Origin of the sequence: Micromonospora nigra, assembly GCF_900091585.1 — a bacterium.
In the GTDB taxonomy this organism is placed as follows: Bacteria; Actinomycetota; Actinomycetes; order Mycobacteriales; family Micromonosporaceae; genus Micromonospora; species Micromonospora nigra.
Window position 1 is genome coordinate 5,739,122 of the sequence record NZ_FMHT01000003.1, and the last position, 16,597, is coordinate 5,755,718.

The following is a 16,597-nucleotide window of genomic DNA, read 5'->3' on the forward strand; positions in this document are numbered from 1 at the left end:
CGGGTTCACGCCGCGGCGGTGACCCACTTGACCAGCCGGACGGTGGTGCCGTCGGTGCTGCCGGCCACGGTCGCCTCGTCCATCAACCGCGCCATGATCAACCGACCACGCCCGCGGTCGCCGTCGCTGTCGTCGGACTCCCGCCAGCCACCGGTGTCGCTGACCACCACCTCCAGCCGGTCGGCCCGCAGCCGGCCCCGCACCGTGACCGTCGCGCCCGGCGTGAACCGGTAGCCGTGCTCGATGGCGTTGGCGCAGGCCTCACCCGCGGCGATCAGCACCGCCTCCGTGTCGGCCTCGCTGATGCCCAGCCCGGTCAACCAGTCGCGCAACGCCCGGCGGGTCGGTGCCAGCTGTGCCGGGTCGGCGGTCAGGGCGGCGGTGAACACCGCCGGCTCCCGGTGCCGGTACACCAGCACCGCCACGTCGTCGTTGCGTACGCCCGGCAGCAGGTCCCGTACGATCCGGTCGACGAGCGTCCCCTCCGGCAGCACCCGGCCCTCGGTCAGTGCGGCCACCGCCCTGGAGATGCCCGCGTCGATGAGTTCCCGCCGCCGTTCCACCAGCCCGTCGGTGTAGAGCAGCAACGTCGACCCCGGGTGCAGTTGGCCGGCACCCTCGGGCCGCCCCCGCACGGCCACGCTGGCCAGCGGCACCGACCCGGCCCGGTCCAACAGTTCCGACGAGCCGTCCGGGTGCACCAGGATGCCCGGCGGGTGCCCGGCCGAGGAGTACCGCACCAGCCCGAGCCCACGGTCGATGATCGCGCAGAACACGGTGGTGCACGCGCCGCCGGGGATCAGCCGGGCGAAGTCGTCCAACGCGGTCAACACCTCAGCCGGCCCCTTGGCCTGCAACAACAACGCCCGGCAGGCGCTGCGCAGCTGTCCCATGACGGTGGCCGCCGGCAGGCCCCGGCCCACACAGTCGCCCACCACCACCCCGACCATGTCGCCGGGCAGCGACACCACGTCGTACCAGTCGCCGCCGACCTCCAACGGTCTCACCGCCGGCTCGTAGCGCACCGCGAACCCGGCCGGCAGGTCGGTGGGGCCGAGCATCGCCCGCTGCATGGCCAGGGCCACCGCCCGCTGCGTCTCGTACGCGCGCGCCCGCACCAGCGCCTGCCCCAACGCCGCGCACAACTGCCGCACCAACGGCAGGTCCACGACCGGCTCCGACCGGGGCCGGTCCAGCTCCAACCAGATGCCGCCCGTGCCGCCACCCGCCTCCAGCCGGGCCCCGACGGCCGTCCACCGACCCACGTCGTCACGCACCGGCCGGGGCTCCCCGTCGGCGGGCAGCGAGTCGATCGCCGACCGGACGGCGCGGCTGGCCTCCAGCCCACCGGTCACCATCAGCGGCACCCCGGCCGCGTCGGCGCAGACCGCCACCCCGCGCGCCCCGCCGAGCAGGTCCCGCAGTTCCGACAGGCCCACCTCCAGCACCTCGGCGAGGTCGGTGGCCCCGGCCAGTCGGGCCGTGAGGGTGGCCAGCGTGGCCTGCCGCGCCCCCGCGCGGACCTCCTCGGTGACGTCGCGCAGCGTCGCCACGTACAGCCGCCGGCCGGTGGCCGGCTCGCGCAGCGTGCTGTACACGGCCTCCGCGTACACCCGGTGCCCGCCGGCGTGCCGCAGCGGCAGCACCACCCGTCCCCGGTCGCTGCTGCGCGCGCTGCGCAGGGCGTCGGTGAGCCGCCGTCGGTCGACCGGGTCTGCCTCGGTGCGCGGCCACCACGGGTGCGGCGGCGGCACGGGCGCGGTCAGCACCGGCACCCCGATCAACCGGCAGAACGCCTCGTTGGCCTCCACCAGCGTGCCACCGAGGTCGACCACCGCGAACGCGTCCTGCATCGACTCGATGAGTGCGGCCCGCCAGGTGGCCTCCCGGGTTCGCAACCAGGCCAGCTCCAGGTGGGCCCGCACCCGGGCCAGCAGCTCGCTGGAGGAGAACGGTTTCGGCAGGTGGTCGTCGGCGCCGGCACCGAGCGCCTGCACGGCGGCCTCCTCGCCGGTGTGGGCCGAGAGCACGATGACCGGCAGGCCCGCCGTACGCCGGTCGGCGCGCAGCGCCCGGAGCAGCCCGAAACCGTCCAGCCGTGGCATCATCACGTCGGTGAGTACCAGGTCCGGCCCCTCCCGGGCGACCAGGTCGAGCGCCTCGACGCCGTCGACCGCGCCGAGCACCCGGAAATGCGGGCCGAGCAGCGCGCACAGGTAGCCGCGCAGGTCGGCGTTGTCGTCCACGACCAGCACCGTCGGCGCGTCCGCGGCCGGCTCGGCTCCGACCTCGTCCACCGCGCCGGCCTCGGTGAGCCAGCTTCGCATCCGTTCCGGCGCGGCGGGTCCCACGCCGTCGGGCCGCCCGTAGGGAAACCGTACGGTGAAGGTGGAGCCGCTGTCCTCGACCGACTCGACGCCCACCTCGCCGCCGTGCAGCCGGGTCATCTCCCGCACCAGGGCCAGCCCGATGCCGGTGCCCTCGGTGGTCCGCCCGCCCGCGGCGTGCACCCGGTGGAACCGGCGGAACAGCAGGGGCAACTCGGCGGCCGGAATCCCGATGCCGGTGTCGGCCACGCTCAGCACGATCTGCGCGTCGTCGCCGGTCAGGGTGAGGCGCACCGTGCCGGAGAGGGTGTACTTGAGTGCGTTGCCCAGCAGGTTGACCACGATCTTCTCCCACATGTCGCGGTCGACGTACGCGGTTCGTGGCAGCGGTGCGACGTCCACCTCGAAGCGCAGACCGGCCTGCCGCATCGCGTACGCGAAGGACTCGGCGATGCCGGCGGTGAGCGACGCCAGGTCGGTGGCTGCCCGCTCCGGTGTCAGCCGGCCGCTCTCCACCCGGGTGACGTCGAGCATGTCGTCGACGAGCCGGCGCAGCCGGGCGGTGTTGCGGCGCACCAGCTCCAGCCGCTGCCGTTGGGTGGGTGAGAGCGGGTCCACCTCGTCGGCGAGGCTTTCCTGCACCGGCCCGGCGATCAACGTCAGGGGCGTACGCAGCTCGTGGCTGACGTCGGTGAAGAAGGCTGTCCGCGCCGCGTCGATGTCGGCCAGCGCCGCCGCCCGCCGTCGCTGCGCCTCGTAGGCGAGCACGTCGGTCAGCGCGGTGGACACCCGGCCGGCCATCAGGTCGAGGAAGTGCCGGTAGGGGCGGTCGAGATCCAGGAACGGACTGACGCCGACCACCAGCACACCCACCGGCCGGGAGTGCCCGGTCGCGACCAGCGGCAGCGCCACCGCGGTGTCGACCCGGCCGGGCTCGCCTCCGCCGCCGGACCGGGGCGTGCGCGCGTCGAGCCAGGCGGGTCGGTCGATGCGGGCCGCCCGCCCGGTGTGCAGCACCTCGACGATCTCGGCGGGAGCCCGCGAGGGGGCGTCACCCGGCCCGAAGGACGCGGCAGGACGCAGGTCGGGGTCGTCCGGCCGGTCCCCGGCGGGCGGCCCGGCGCTGTCGTACGTCAGGTCCTCGCGCAGCCACACCGTACCCAGCGGCAGGTCGTCGGCGTCGGTGGCGAGCACCCGGGCGACGGCGCGCACGGCGTCGACGGTGCGGTCGGCCTCGGCGATGGACAACTCGCCCAGCTCCCGCAGCAGCGCCAGGCGGCGGTCGCCGACCACCCGTGCGGTGACGTCGGAGGTGGCCACGAAGATCCCGGCGACGTGGCCGTCCGGGCCGCGGATCGGGCTGTAGGAGAACGTCCAGTACGTCTCCTCCCAGAAGCCGCGCCGGAACATGAACAGCCGCTGGTTCTCGCCGTGCGCGGCAACGCCGTCCGTCAGGACCCGGTCGGCCAGCGGCCCCATCTCGGCCCACACGTCGGGCCAGCACTCGGCGGCGGGTTGCCCGATCCCGGCGGGATACTTGTCGCCGAGGATCGGCGTGTAGGCGTGGTTGAAGATCTGCACCAGCTCGGGACCCCACCACAGCAGCATGGGGATGGTGGACGGCAGCACGGTACGCACGGCCGCGCTGAGCTCGGCCGGCCACGCCTCGACGGGTCCGAGCGGGGTGGCCGCCCAGTCGGTGGCCCGGTGCGCCGCGCTGGTCGGATCGTCGCCGGGGAACAGCGCCGCCCTGGCACGACCCGGTCCCGCCCGCCCGCCCTGCTGGTCCCGCATGCCGCCCCTTCCCGTCGTGCGTCCCGGTGAGGGAGCGTTCCGTCGCCCCATTCTCCCCACCTGACCCCACCGTCAACCGTCGGACCGGTCACTGCCGGGGCGGGGACCGGATCGCCGTGGCGGGCCGGGGGCTCGGCGGGTCGAGGTTGGCGCGGGCACGACGACGCGCCGGACCCGGGTGGGTCCGGCGCGTCGGGTGTGACGTCAGGTGACCGTCCGTACGGTGCCGCCCGCCCCGGCGGCGGTGGTCACGGGGCGACCGGACGCTCCTGTGCCGGCATCAGAGCAGGCGGCCGGCGCCGACGAACGCGCCGACGACGAGGGGCACCACCGGGGCGGGCAGCACCGGGCCGCGCCGCAGCGTCGGGGTCCAGCCGGCGTCGGGGCTCAGGTCCGGGTCGAACGCGGCGTTGTACGCGGCCACCAGGTCGACGGGCCGGGCCCGACCGTCGACGGGGTCGACCCAGTTGCCCCTGGTGGTGATGGCCGTGCCGCCCCAGTCGTAGAGCAGGTCCTGGGTCTGCACGCCCGCGCCGAGGGTGAAGTGGTTGTTCTCGAGGTGCACGGCCGACTGCACGCCCACGCCGATGGCGTACTGGAAGTCGTCGCCGCCCAGCCGGTAGTGGTTGTTGTACACGTCGACCTGGCCGAAGCGTACGCGGGGCAGCCGTTGCAGGACGGAGTCGAACAGGTTGTGGTGCAGGGTCACCTTGAGCCGGTCGACGTCGGGGCCGACGGTGTTCGACGAGCCGATCAGCATGAGCTTGTCGCGGCCGGTGAAGCGGTTCCAGGAGACGGTCACCAGGCTGGCGGTGTGGGTGATGTCCAACGATCCGTCGTGCACCTGGTAGGGCCGCCCGAAGTAGGTCGGCTGGGCGCTGTCGGGATTGTCGCCGTCGGTGAAGGTGTTGTGGTCGATCCAGACGTTCTCGCTGCGGCGCACCGAGATCTGGTCGTACTGGGAGTTCCAGTTGCCGGCGTCGCCGTCGGTGGGGGACCAGGCGGGGAAGCAGTCCCGGGCGTCGTCGAAGACGACGTTGCGCACGATGACGTTGGAGACCCGGTCGACCATCAGGGTGAGCCCGGTCAGCCGCGCCCCGCGCAGGCCGACGATGGTGGTGTTCGGACCCACGTTGATCTGCGTGTGCCGGGTCTGGTTGGTCACCGACCGCACTCGGGCCTCCTCCAGCGGGCCGCTGGGCCGGACCCGTCCCCACACCGCCGGGTCGTACGCGGCGAGGTAGGCGTCCCGGGTGTACTCCGGGTCGGCCAGGTCCGTGCAGTCGAGCAGGTGTCCCTGGTCGTCCTCGAAGCCGTCGACGGTGCCCCGGACGTACACGATCTTCGGGGTGGCGTCCGTGGCGTTGGTGGCGTTGTCGCCGCCGAGCGCCGCGACAAGTTCGGCCCGGCTGGACACGACGTGCACCCGCTCGGGCGCGGCGGCGGAGCCGCCGGTCGTGCCGGGACCGGCGGCGCCCCAGCCGTCGTTGTCGGGCAGCGCCTGCCGCCCGAGGTGCCGGGCCCACACCGAGAGCCCGGACGTCGGGAACTCGGACGTCGAGAGTGTGGCCGTGTCGTGGGGTGCGGCGGTGATGGTCTGCGCGGCCGCCGGGGTGGGGGCGGCCGTGAGGGTGAGGGCGATCAGTGCCGCGCTGGCGGCGATTCTGCGCATGTGCTCATCCCGTTCCTTCGCGATTGTTTCCTATTGGTGACGAAGGTTACGAGTGCGGTTTAATAGCAGTCAATACCAATAATGTGCAGGATTGTTGCAGTTATTCGACTCAGCCGGCAGCCCCCGACCTGGCCGGACCAGTCCGGGTCGCCGGCCGGATGCCGGGTCGGGAGACGGAACCCGCCGGCTGCCGGCTCATCCGCAACGCCCGCGGCGCCCCCTATCCCTGCGGCCGCCACGGCGGCACCGCCCACGGCACCCCCAGCTCGGAGGGCAGCGCCCCCCGGTCGGCGGCGGTGCGCAGCACCTCGTTGATCCCCCTGATCCGGACGATCCGCTCGGCCCCCGCACCGACCTGCTCGACGACGTCCCCGCCGAGCAACCGGGGCTCCGGGGCGGCCCGCAACGCCGTCAGCACGGCGGTGAACGGGGCGGTGCGTGCCAGCGGGGCGATCAGCGGCACCGTCCGGTCGGCCCGGTGCTCGATCAGGTTCTCCAGCAGGCCACGCCGGCCCGGCACCTCCCGGGGCGCCTCGTCGCCCGGCAGCAGCAGCCGGTCCGTCGGGTACTCCAGCACCGCCCGCCCGGCGTGCCCCGTCACGGTCACCTCACCCGGCACGAACGCCTCCCCGGCCAGGGTCACCGCCGCCACGATCGGCGGCCCGCCGGCGGACCGCACCCGCAGCACCGCCGTGTCGTCCACCTCGATCGGGCGCACCCGGTACCGCTCCACCTCGATGGTCTCCGGCCGCACCGGCGCGCCGGTCACCGCCTCGGCGACCGCCAGGCACTGCATCACCGCGTGCGCGAGCGGGTTGGCCAGCGCCCCGTCGAGCACGGGTCGGCCGCCGAGGCTGCGCCGGCCCGCCCACGGGGAGCGGGCGTAGTAGCCGTCGGGACGCTGCCACGCGGCGACCGTGGAGATCCCGGTGAGCCGGCCCAGGCGGCCCGCCGTGATTGCGTCGGTCAACGCCGTCAACGCGGCCGAGCCGAGGGCCTGGAAGCCCACCTGCGCCAGCCGCCCGGTGGCCGCCAGGGCCCCGGTCAGCTCGTCGTGCTCCTCCGAGCAGAGCACGGGCGGCTTCTCCAACAGCAGATCCGCGCCCGCCGCCAGCGCGTCCAGCGCGATCGGCAGATGGGTGTGCGGTGGGGTGCAGATCACCACCACGTCCGGCGCGACGGCCGCGAGCATCTCCCGGTGGTCGGCGAACACCCGCGTGTCGGCCGGGACGGGCGCGGCCGGCTCGTCCTCCAGCGGCCGGGTGTCGACCAGGGCGACCAGCCGTACCCGGCCCACGTCGTGCAGCGCGCCGATGACCCGCCGGTGCGACCGCCCGTGCCCGTTCGCACCGACCAGCGCCACCCGCGGTGCGTCGACCGGCGCGCCCCGACCGGCGGCGGACGGCCGCGCGGTGCTCACACCGCACCGGCCAGGGTCGCCGCCACGCCGTGCCGCTGCAGGTCGGTCAGCCAGGCCACCACGTCGGCGCGCACCTGCGCGTCGGCGGCCACCTCGGGCGGGACGACCGCGTCGAGCGCGAAGACCGCGTCCACCGCCCCGGCCGGTGTCTGCGCGGCGGCGGCGAGAGCCTCCTGGATCCGCCCGGCCAGGGGGTCGTCCAGCGGCAGCGACCGGCCGTTGTCGGCCTGCCCCTGCGCGAACCGCACCCACGCGGCGACCACCAGCGCCGCCCAGCGGGCCGGCCGTCCGGCCGCGCGCAGATCGGCGATCGTGTGCATGATCCGTTGCGGCAGCTTCTGCGAGCCGTCCATCGCCACCTGGAGGGTGCGGTGCCGGATCGCCGGATTGGCGAACCGGGCGAGGACCTCCTCGCCGTAGTCGACCACGTCGACGCCGTCGGGCGGGACGAAGCTGGCCGCCACGTCCTCGGCGACCAGCCGGCGCAGCACCGTGGTCAGGTGCGGCATTGCCAGCGCGTCGGCGATCGTCTCGCAGCCGGCCAGGGCCCCCAGGTACGCGGTGGCCGAGTGCACCCCGTTGAGGCCGCGCAGCTTCAGCCGCTCCCACGGACCCGCGTCGGCGCACAGCACCGCCCCGGCCTGCTCCCAGGCCGGCCGGCCACCGGGGAAGTCGTCCTCGATCACCCACTGGGTGTACGGCTCGGCGGCCACCGCCGCGAGGTCCGACACCCCGAGCGCCTGCCGTGCGGCGTCCAGCGTGTCCCGGGTGCTCGCCGGCACGATCCGGTCCACCATGGTGCCGGGGAACCCGACGTGCGCGGCGATCCAGTCCTGCACCGGGGTCGGCGCGCCCGTGAACGCCAGCGCCTGGGTGACCAGGCCCCGCAGCCGGCGACCGTTGGCGGGCAGGTTGTCGCAGCTGACCAGGGAGATCGGGCCGGCGCCGGCGGCGGCCCGGGCCAGCAGGCCGCGCACCAGCAGCCCCGGCACGGTGGCCGGGGACCGCTCGGCGCTCAGGTCGGCGACCAGCTCCGCGTCCGGGCGCAGCACCCCGCTGGCCGGGTCGAGCTGGTACGCCTTCTCCGTCACCGTCAGCGTCACCACCCGGATCGCCGGGTCGGCCAGCAGCGCCACCACCGCGTCGGGATCGGCCGCGGCCAGCCGGACCCCGGCCAGCGCACCCACCACCCGGGTGTGGCGGCCCTGCGCGGACAGCGTGCTCACACTGAACAGGTTGTCCTGTGCGGTCAGGGTCTCCACCAGCGCGGCGTTGCGCGGCGCGACCCCGACGATGCCCCAGTCCCCGCCGGCCACCCCGACCGCGGCTTCGGTGTAGACCGCCTGGTGGGCCCGGTGGAAGGCGCCCAGCCCCAGGTGCACCATGCCGGCCGGCACGGTGCCCGGCCGCACCAGCGGACGGCTGTCGGCCGGCAGCCGGCGCAGCGCCCCCAGGTCGAGCCGGGACGCCCCGACGGTCACCGCCATGCCGGGCCGTCCGGGAAGGAGAACTGCGCGATCGACTCCGGGCGCATGAGCGTGCTGTAGCCGGGGGCGGTGGGCAGCAGGTACCGGCCGTCGCGGGTGCGCACCGGGTCGACGAAGTGCTCGTGCAGGTGGTCGACGTACTCGACCATCCGCCCCTCGAGGCTGGTGCCCACCCGCAGGTAGTCGAAGATCGCCAGGTGCTGCACGTACTCGCACAGACCGACGCCGCCGGAGTGCGGGCAGATCGGCACCCCGAACTTCGCCGCCATCAGGATCTCGGCGAGCACCTCGTTGACGCCGCCGACCCGGCAGGCGTCGATCTGCATCACGCCGATCGCCTCGGCCTGGAGCAACTGCTTGAAGATGACCCGGTTCGCCGCCACCTCGCCCGTGGCCACCCGGCAGCGCCCGCCGGTCAGCTCGGTCATCGCGCGGGCGATCCGGGCGTGGCCGAGGATGTCGTCGGCGTGCGTCGGCTCCTCGATCCAGTACGGGTCGACCTCCGCCAGGGCCGACATGTTGGCGATCGCCTCGTCGACGTCCCAGACCTGGTTGGCGTCCATCATCAGCAGCGCGTCCGGGCCGATCTCGGCGCGGATGATCCGGGCTCGGCGCAGGTCGTCCGCCGGGGGACCGCCGACCTTCATCTTCATCGCCCGCCACCCCCGGGCGTACGCCTCACGGGTCAACGCGCGGACCTTGTCGTCGGGGTAGCCCAGCCACCCCACCGACGTGGTGTACGAGGGGAAGCCGTCGCGCTCCAGCACCGCCAGCCGCTCGGTGAGCCCGTCGCGGCCCTTGTCCAGGATCGCGGTGGCCTCGTCCGGGGTCAGCGCGTCGGAGATGTGCCGGAAGTCGACGCTGGCCACCAGTTCGTCGGTGGGCAGCTCCGCCAGGTACCGCCACATCGGCTTGCCGGCCAGTTTGGCCTTGAGATCCCACACGGCGTTCACCAGCGCGCCGGTGGCCATGTGGATGACGCCCTTCTCCGGGCCCAGCCAGCGCAGCTGCACGTCGGCCGACAGGGAGCGCCAGAAGGCGACCGGGTCGGCGTCGATCTCGGCCACGGTGCGACCCGCCACGTGGTGCCGCAGCGCCTCGACCGCCGCGCAGGTGATCTCGTTGCCCCGGCCGTTGGTGAAGGTGAACCCCGCCCCGGTGGGCCCGGCGTCGGTGCCCAGCTCCACGTACGTGGCCGAGTAGTCGCCCCGGTTGATCGCGTCGGACCCGTCACCGCTGGCGGCGGTCGGGAACCGCACGTCGTGCACGGTGACGTCGGTGATCCTGGTCATGACCTCTCCCCGAACTTGAAGACCGTCTTCGGTAGCCGGTACGCCAGGTCGACGATCGTCTCGGCGGCCTCGTCCATCGGCAGCCGGTGCTCGGCGACGAGGCGGGCCAGGAATCCGGCGTCGATGCGGCGGGCCACGTCGTGGCGTACCGGGATGGAGCAGAACGCGCGGGTGTCGTCGACGAACCCGGCGGTGTTGTAGAAGCCGGCGGTCTCGGTGACCGCCTCCCGGAAGCGGCGCAGCACCTCGGGGGAGTCCAGGAACCACCAGGGTGCGCCGAGGCGCAGCGCCGCGTAGCCGCCCGCCAGGGGCGCCAACTCCCGGGTGAAGGTGTACTCGTCGAGGGTGTAGAGCACCACGGTCAGCCGGGGGTCGTTGCCGTACGCGTCGAGCAGCGGCGCGAGGGCGTGCACGTACTCGGTGGCCTGTGGGATGTCGCCGCCGACGTCGCGGCCGTGCCGGGCGTGCAGCCACCGGTTGTGGTTGCGCACCGCGCCCGGGTGCAGCTGCATGACCAGCCCGTCGTCGAGGGACATCCGGGCGAACTCCAACAGCATGTGTGCCCGGAACGCCTCCGCGTCGCCCGGCTCCGCCCGGCCGCGCCGGGCCCGGTCGTACACGGTCGCCGCGGTGTCGCCGAGATCGAGGGTGCGGGCGGTGGGGTGGCCGTGGTCCGACGAGGTGGCGCCGGCGGCGATGAACGCGGCCCGGCGCGACCGCAGTGCCGCCAGGTAGCCGGCGTAGGTGCCGGTGTCCTCGCCGGTGATCTCGCCGAGCCGGTCGACGTTGGTCGGCCAGCCGTCGAACTCCATGTCGACCACGTCGTCGGGGCGGAAGGTGGTGACGACCCGGCCGCCCGGCCCGCCCCAGCCGTCGGCGGCGAGCTTGGCGTGGCGACTGAGGTCGTCCAGCGGCGACTCCGTGGTGGCGAGCACCTCGATGCCGAACCGTTCGAACAGGGCCCGGGGCCGGAAGTCCGGCTCGGCCAGCTTCGCCGCCACCGCGTCGTAGACGGTGTCGGCGGTGGCCGGCGACAGCGGGGTGTCGACGCCGAAGACGTCGGTGAAGGTCTGCTCCAGCCACAGCCGTGACGGGGTGCCCCGGAACAGGTGCCAGTTGTCGGCGAAGCGGCGCCAGATCCGTCGTCCGTCGGTCTCCACCGGGCTGCCGTCGCGGCTGGGCACACCCAGGTCGGCCGGGGGCACGCCCTGACTGAGCAGCATCCGGGTCACGTAGTGGTCGGGCACGATGAGCAGCCGGGACGGGTCGGGGAACGGCTGGTCGTCGGCCAGCAGCGCCGGATCGACGTGGCCGTGCGGGGAGATGATGGGCAGCTCCGCCGCGAGGGCGTACAGCTCGCGGGCCAGCGCCCGCTGGCCCGGTTCGGCGGGCAGCAGCAGGTCGGGTCGGGTCGGGGTGGGCACGGGGTGCGGCTCCTGTGGTCGGGTTCAGTCGAGGGTGAGCAGGTCGGCGACCCGCACGGGCGCGCCGGTGTCGAAGGACCGGTTCGCGGCCAGGCCGGTCAGCAGGGCCAGCGCGCCGTCGCGGGCGGTCGCCGCCCGGTGCAGCGGGTCCGTGACGCCGCCGAAGATCACCTGCGTCATCCGGGCGTCCGCACCACCGTGGCCCTGCCGGGTGTACCCCTCGACGGCGATCTGCCGCGGCGGCTCCCAGAACGGGCGCAGCGTCAGGGTGGCCGCGCCGCCCTCGGCGGCGGCCTCGGTGCCGTGCAGCGCGGCGCCCTTGAGTGCCCCGGCGGCGGCCGGGCTGACGAACTCGCTCTCGGTGACTTCCAGCTCCAACCGGCCCCGGCTGCCGTTGACCATCACCCGGTAGCCCTCCCACGGCGCGTACGCCGTCAGGTGGTAGGTCATGGTCGCGCCGGTGGAGTAGCGGGCCAGCACCGCCATGTCGTCCTCGATGGTGACGCCGGGGGCGAACACGTTGCGGTCGCGGTGGTAGCCGTCGTCCCGCTCGGCGTCGAGGTAGAGCTCCCGCAGCCGGGGATGCTCGGCCATCCGCAGCGCGAACGGGTCGTCGGCGGCGGCGGGGGAGCCGTGCGCCCGGTCGTAGTCACGGGAGTAGCCGTGCCGGCGGCCGTTCTCGCCGTAGAAGAACAGCCGCCCGGCGGCGTACACCTCGACCGGGGTGGCGTCGAGCCACCAGTTGACCAGGTCGAAGTGGTGGCTGGCCTTGTGCACCATGAGCCCGCCGGAGGACGCCTTGTCGCGGTGCCAGCGGCGGAAGTAGTCGGCCCCGTGGCGCACGTCGAGCAGCCACTCGAAGTGCACCGACCCGACCTCGCCGACGGCACCGTCGGCGAGCAGCCGCCGCACCTGCTCGTGCAGCGGGTTGTAGCGGTAGTTGAACGCCACCGTCACCCGCCGGCCGGTGCGCCGGACCGCGTCGAGGATCCGCTGGCAGCGCGGCGCGTCCACGGTCATCGGCTTCTCGGTGACCACGTCGCAGCCGGCGTCGAGGGCCGCCACCACGTACTCGTCGTGGGTGACGTCCACCGAGGTCACCAGCACCACGTCGACCCGCTCCTTGACGAGCATGGCGGCGAAGTCGCCGGCGTGGTAGGTCGGCACCGGGGGATGGCCCAGCTCGCCGAGCCAGCGGTTGTGGGCGTCCATCCGGGCCTGGTTGACGTCGGCGAAGGCGACCAGCTCGGCGGTGTCGGCGTGGTCGTGGACCAGGGCGCGGACGAACATCTCGGCGCGGGCGCCGGTGCCGACCACGGCGTGCCTGGCGCGGCTGCCGGGTGGGGGTGACACGGGCCGACCTCCTCGGGTGACTGCAAACCTTTGCAGTGAAGTAACCATGGTCGATCGCATGTCGTCAACGGAGCGTCGAGAATCGGCGGCCTTTACCCGAATTAGTCCCGATTGGAGCGCATGGTGAGAGCGTCGCCGCAACACAGCTGTAACCATTCGCCGTTGACACTGGAGCAACCGTTTGCATTAATTGGCGACACCCGTGACCGCCGACACATCATCGAAGGGGGCCTTGTGCCAGTCACCATCCGGGACGTCGCACGGGCCTCCGGCGTGCACATCTCCACCGTCTCCCGCACCTTCTCGGCACCGCACCTCGTCAACCCGGAGACCCGGGTCCGGGTGCTCGCCTGTGCCGAGGATCTCGGTTACCGGCCCAACCGGGCCGCCCGTGCGCTGATCACCGGCCGCACCCACAACATCGGCCTGATCATCGCCGACATCGCCAACCCGTTCTTCCCGCCACTGATCAAGGCGGCGGAGAGCCAGGCCAGGAGCCGTGACTACCACGTCTTCGTGGCCGACACCAACGAGGACCCGTCCGCCGAGGAGGAACTGGTCCACGCCCTGGCCAAGCAGGTCGACGGGCTGCTGCTGTGCAGCCCTCGGATGAGCAACAGCCTGATCGAGCAGCTCAGCCGGGAGGTGCCGTTGGTGGTGGTCAACCGCCAGCTCACCGGCCTACCCTGCGTCCTGATGGACGTCGGGCAGGGCGCCCGGCTCGCCGTCGACCACCTGGTCGGCCTCGGCCACCGGCAGATCGCCCTGCTCGGCGGTCCCCGGGGCTCCTGGACCAACCGGGAGATCCGTCGGTCCGCCGCCGCGGCGGCCCGCGCCGGGGGTGCCGAGCTGACCGTGCTCGGCCCCAACCCGCCCACCGAGCACGGCGGCATCGCCCAGGCGGAACACGTCCGCCGCAGCGGTGTCACCGCCGCGCTCGCCTACAACGACCTGATGGCGATCGGGCTCATCGAAGGGCTCGACGCACTCGGGGTGGACGTGCCACGCCAGGTGAGCGTCGTCGGAGTCGACGACATCACCCTCAGCCGGCTCACCCGCCCCAAACTGACGACGGTGGCCACGCCGACCGCGGCCGCCGGCCGGACGGCCGTCGACATGTTGCTGCAACAGGACACCGATCTCCCGCGCGCCGCGCGGGGCAGCGGTGCCGGCGCGGCAGTCGGCGTCCGTCGCACCACCGCACAGGTAATGCTCCAGACCGAACTGGTCATCCGCGACTCCACCGGACCGGGCCCCCACGCCGGCCGGGGGCGCTCCGGAGCCGCTCCGGCTGGCCCGGGCCCGCATCGCCGTGCGGACCCGGGCGACCCGGTGACGGTCGCCGGTAGCGACGTCGCCTCCTAACGCCAAGGAGTGAGGCAGAGATGCATCCCGCAACGCCGCCCGCCGCGAACACGCCCGCCGGGCGCACCTACCGTACCCCCCTCGCCCGTCGCCGACTGCTGCGCGGCCTGCTCGCCATGGCCGTCGCGGTGCCGATGCTCGGTGCCGCCGCGGCCTGCGGCGACGACGAGGCGGCCGACCCCAACGGCCCCGTCAAGCTGTCCATCTTCTGGTGGGGCGGCGAGGCCCGCGCCGGGCTCACCGAGCAGGCCCTGGACCTGTACACCAAGAAGAACCCGAACGTGACGTTCGAGAAGACCTGGCAGGCCAACCAGGGCTACTTCGACAAGCTGGCCACCCTCACCGCCGGCGGCAACCCGCCGGACCTGTTCCAGATCGACGACAACTACCTGACCGAGTACGCGGCGCGCAACACCACCCTCGACCTGACGCCCTACCAGGAGTCAGGCAAGCTCGACACCTCCAAGTTCCCCAAGAGCCTCTGGCAGTACGGCGTCGTCGACGGCAAGCTCGCCGGCCTGGCCTCCGGGGAGAACACCCAGGGTCTGGTCTACAACAAGACCCTGCTGACCAAGAACGGCCTGCCCGAGCCCACCACCGGCATGAGCTGGGAGGAGCACATCAACTGGGCCGAGCAGGTCGCCAAGAAGACCGGCGTGCCCGGCACCATGGACGCGAGCGCCGTGGACAAGGCCTTCTGGGTGTGGCTGCGCCAGCAGGGCAAGGACCTGTACAAGGGCAACGACCTCGGCTTCACCGTCGAGGACGTGACCAGGTGGTTCCAGATGTGGAAGGACGCCCGCGACCGGGGCGCGACCCCCACCCCGGACGTCATCCACGAGGGCAACGCCACCGACATCACCAAGCAGCTCGTGGTCACCGGCAAGGCCGGCACCAGCTGGGTCTGGGTCAACCAGATGCCCGAGCTGAAGAAGAACACCAAGGACGAGCTGGGCGTGATCGCCTACCCCGGTGACCCCAGCGGCCAGTGGGCCCGCGCCACCATGTACTGGTCGGTGTTCCGGGGCAGCAAGCACAAGGACATCGCCGTCGACGTGATCAACTTCCTGTCCAACGACCCCGAGGCGGTCAAGCTCCTCGGCACCGACCGGGGCCTGCCGGGCAACCTGGACCTGCGCCGCATGGTGAGCGACGACATCACCGACCCGGCGATGAAGCAGTCCATCGCGGTGGAGACCGAGCTGGCCGAGTTGTTCGGCGAGGCGCCGCAGGTGCCGATCAAGGGCCACAGCAAGGTCCGCGCCGAACTGATCAAGGCAGCCGAGAACGCCCAGTACGGCCGGGTCACCCCCGCCGAGGCCGCCGCCCAGTTCTACGCGGCCAGCAAGTCCGCCATCGCCTGACCGTCGACGTCTCGGAGAGGAGCAGCTCGTGGCCCTGACCACGGCTCCCGACCCGACCCGCCGCGGCACCGGATCCGTCCGGCCCGTTGCCAAACGGCACGGGTCCGGACGGATCCGGCACGGCGAAGGTCTGGCCGGGTACGTCTTCCTGTCGCCCTGGCTCATCGGCCTCATGGCCGTCACGGCGATCCCCATGCTGTTGTCGCTCTACCTCAGCTTCACCAACTACGACATCCTCACCCCCTGGTCCGAGGTCGAGTGGGTGGGGCTGGCCAACTACGAGAAGATGTTCACCAACGACCCGTCGTGGTGGCACTCCGTACGCGTGACGCTGAGCTTCGCCCTGATCGCCGTGCCGCTGAAGCTCGCCGCCGCGCTCGGCGTCGCGCTGCTGCTCAACCGGGCCTGGCGTGGCGTCGGCCTGTTCCGTGGCCTGTTCTACCTGCCGTCGCTGCTCGGCGGCAGCGTGGCGCTGGCCATCGTCTGGGTCAACATGTTCAACCGCGAGGGCGCGTTCAACTCCTTCCTCGCCCTGTTCGGCATCGAGGGCAAGCCCTGGGTCAACGACCCGGACTGGGCCCTGGAGACCCTGATGGTGCTCGCCATCTGGCAGTTCGGCGCCCCCATGGTGATCTTCCTGGCCGGGCTCAAGCAGGTACCCACCGAGCTGTACGAGGCGGCGTCCGTCGACGGGGCCGGCAAGCTGCGCAAGTTCGCGCACATCACCCTGCCGATGCTCTCCCCGGTCATCTTCTTCAACCTGGTGCTGGAGACCATCAACGGCTTCCAGGGCTTCACCGCCGCGTTCGTGCTCAGCAACGGCACCGGCGGGCCCGTCGACTCCACCCTGATGTACACGCTCAACCTCTACATCACCGGTTTCACGAACCTGGAGATGGGCTACGCCTCCGCCATGGCGTGGGTCTTCCTCACCGCCATCGCGTTGATCACCGTGATCTTCTTCAGCACCGGGCGTTTCTGGGTGCACTACTCCGACGGGGAGGACCGGTGATGGTGGCGGTGACCGCTTCCCCGACCGCGACAGCCGAGAAACGGCGGGCGCGCAGCCGCTCGATCATTCGGCTGGCCGTGCTGCTCG

10 protein-coding genes are annotated in these 16,597 nt (G+C 73.0%); 3 read left to right on the plus strand and 7 right to left on the minus strand.

Going from position 1 to position 16,597, the window contains the following annotated elements; genetic code table 11:
* Positions 1-5 precede the first annotated feature (5 nt).
* The 7 genes from GA0070616_RS25160 to GA0070616_RS25190 form a co-directional block, all read right to left on the minus strand.
* Positions 6-4,121, minus strand: a complete 4,116-nt coding sequence (locus tag GA0070616_RS25160) for a SpoIIE family protein phosphatase (protein WP_175440201.1) — start codon at positions 4,119-4,121, stop codon at positions 6-8.
* 280 nt (positions 4,122-4,401) lie between these two features.
* Positions 4,402-5,793: a pectate lyase family protein gene (locus GA0070616_RS25165; protein WP_091088346.1), complete on the minus strand. Its 1,392-nt coding sequence runs from the start codon at positions 5,791-5,793 to the stop codon at positions 4,402-4,404.
* 220 nt (positions 5,794-6,013) lie between these two features.
* Positions 6,014-7,213 carry a Gfo/Idh/MocA family protein gene (locus GA0070616_RS25170; protein ID WP_091088347.1) on the minus strand — a complete coding sequence of 400 codons (1,200 nt, stop codon included), beginning with the start codon at positions 7,211-7,213 and terminating at the stop codon, positions 6,014-6,016.
* On the minus strand, positions 7,210-8,700 hold the full coding sequence (locus tag GA0070616_RS25175; protein WP_091088351.1) for a mannitol dehydrogenase family protein: 1,491 nt from the start codon (positions 8,698-8,700) through the stop codon (positions 7,210-7,212). The genes GA0070616_RS25170 and GA0070616_RS25175 overlap by 4 nt, the downstream gene beginning before the upstream one ends.
* On the minus strand, positions 8,691-9,992 hold the full coding sequence (locus GA0070616_RS25180; protein ID WP_091088354.1) for an enolase C-terminal domain-like protein: 1,302 nt from the start codon (positions 9,990-9,992) through the stop codon (positions 8,691-8,693). Before GA0070616_RS25180 ends, GA0070616_RS25175 begins: the two co-directional genes overlap by 10 nt.
* Positions 9,989-11,416 carry a glucuronate isomerase gene (gene uxaC / locus GA0070616_RS25185; RefSeq protein WP_091088358.1) on the minus strand — a complete coding sequence of 476 codons (1,428 nt, stop codon included), beginning with the start codon at positions 11,414-11,416 and terminating at the stop codon, positions 9,989-9,991. The genes GA0070616_RS25180 and uxaC overlap by 4 nt, the downstream gene beginning before the upstream one ends.
* A gap of 24 nt (positions 11,417-11,440) precedes the next feature.
* Entirely contained in the window at positions 11,441-12,769 is a 1,329-nt protein-coding gene (locus GA0070616_RS25190) for a Gfo/Idh/MocA family protein (protein ID WP_091088362.1), read from the minus strand.
* Positions 12,770-13,003: 234 nt separating this feature from the next.
* Here GA0070616_RS25190 and GA0070616_RS25195 point away from each other — a divergent pair, with 234 nt between their 5' ends.
* From GA0070616_RS25195 to GA0070616_RS25205, 3 genes are read left to right on the plus strand one after another with little or no spacing between them, the layout of a single operon-like run.
* Entirely contained in the window at positions 13,004-14,134 is a 1,131-nt protein-coding gene (locus GA0070616_RS25195; RefSeq protein ID WP_091088366.1) for a LacI family DNA-binding transcriptional regulator, read from the plus strand.
* 20 nt (positions 14,135-14,154) lie between these two features.
* Positions 14,155-15,498 carry an ABC transporter substrate-binding protein gene (locus GA0070616_RS25200; RefSeq protein ID WP_091088369.1) on the plus strand — a complete coding sequence of 448 codons (1,344 nt, stop codon included), beginning with the start codon at positions 14,155-14,157 and terminating at the stop codon, positions 15,496-15,498.
* A 28-nt stretch (positions 15,499-15,526) separates the two neighbouring features.
* Positions 15,527-16,510, plus strand: a complete 984-nt coding sequence (locus GA0070616_RS25205) for a carbohydrate ABC transporter permease (protein ID WP_091088374.1) — start codon at positions 15,527-15,529, stop codon at positions 16,508-16,510.
* Positions 16,511-16,597: the final 87 nt, after the last annotated feature.

What these genes read in the sequence shown, in the direction of transcription:
- GA0070616_RS25165 (WP_091088346.1), bottom strand. Translation starts at nt 5,793, where the DNA reads ATGCGCAGAATCGCCGCCAGCGCGGCACTGATCGCCCTCACCCTCACG.
- GA0070616_RS25180 (WP_091088354.1), bottom strand. Translation starts at nt 9,992, where the DNA reads ATGACCAGGATCACCGACGTCACCGTGCACGACGTGCGGTTCCCGACC.
- GA0070616_RS25175 (WP_091088351.1), bottom strand. Translation starts at nt 8,700, where the DNA reads ATGGCGGTGACCGTCGGGGCGTCCCGGCTCGACCTGGGGGCGCTGCGC.
- GA0070616_RS25160 (WP_175440201.1), bottom strand. Translation starts at nt 4,121, where the DNA reads ATGCGGGACCAGCAGGGCGGGCGGGCGGGACCGGGTCGTGCCAGGGCG.
- GA0070616_RS25200 (WP_091088369.1), top strand. Translation starts at nt 14,155, where the DNA reads ATGCATCCCGCAACGCCGCCCGCCGCGAACACGCCCGCCGGGCGCACC.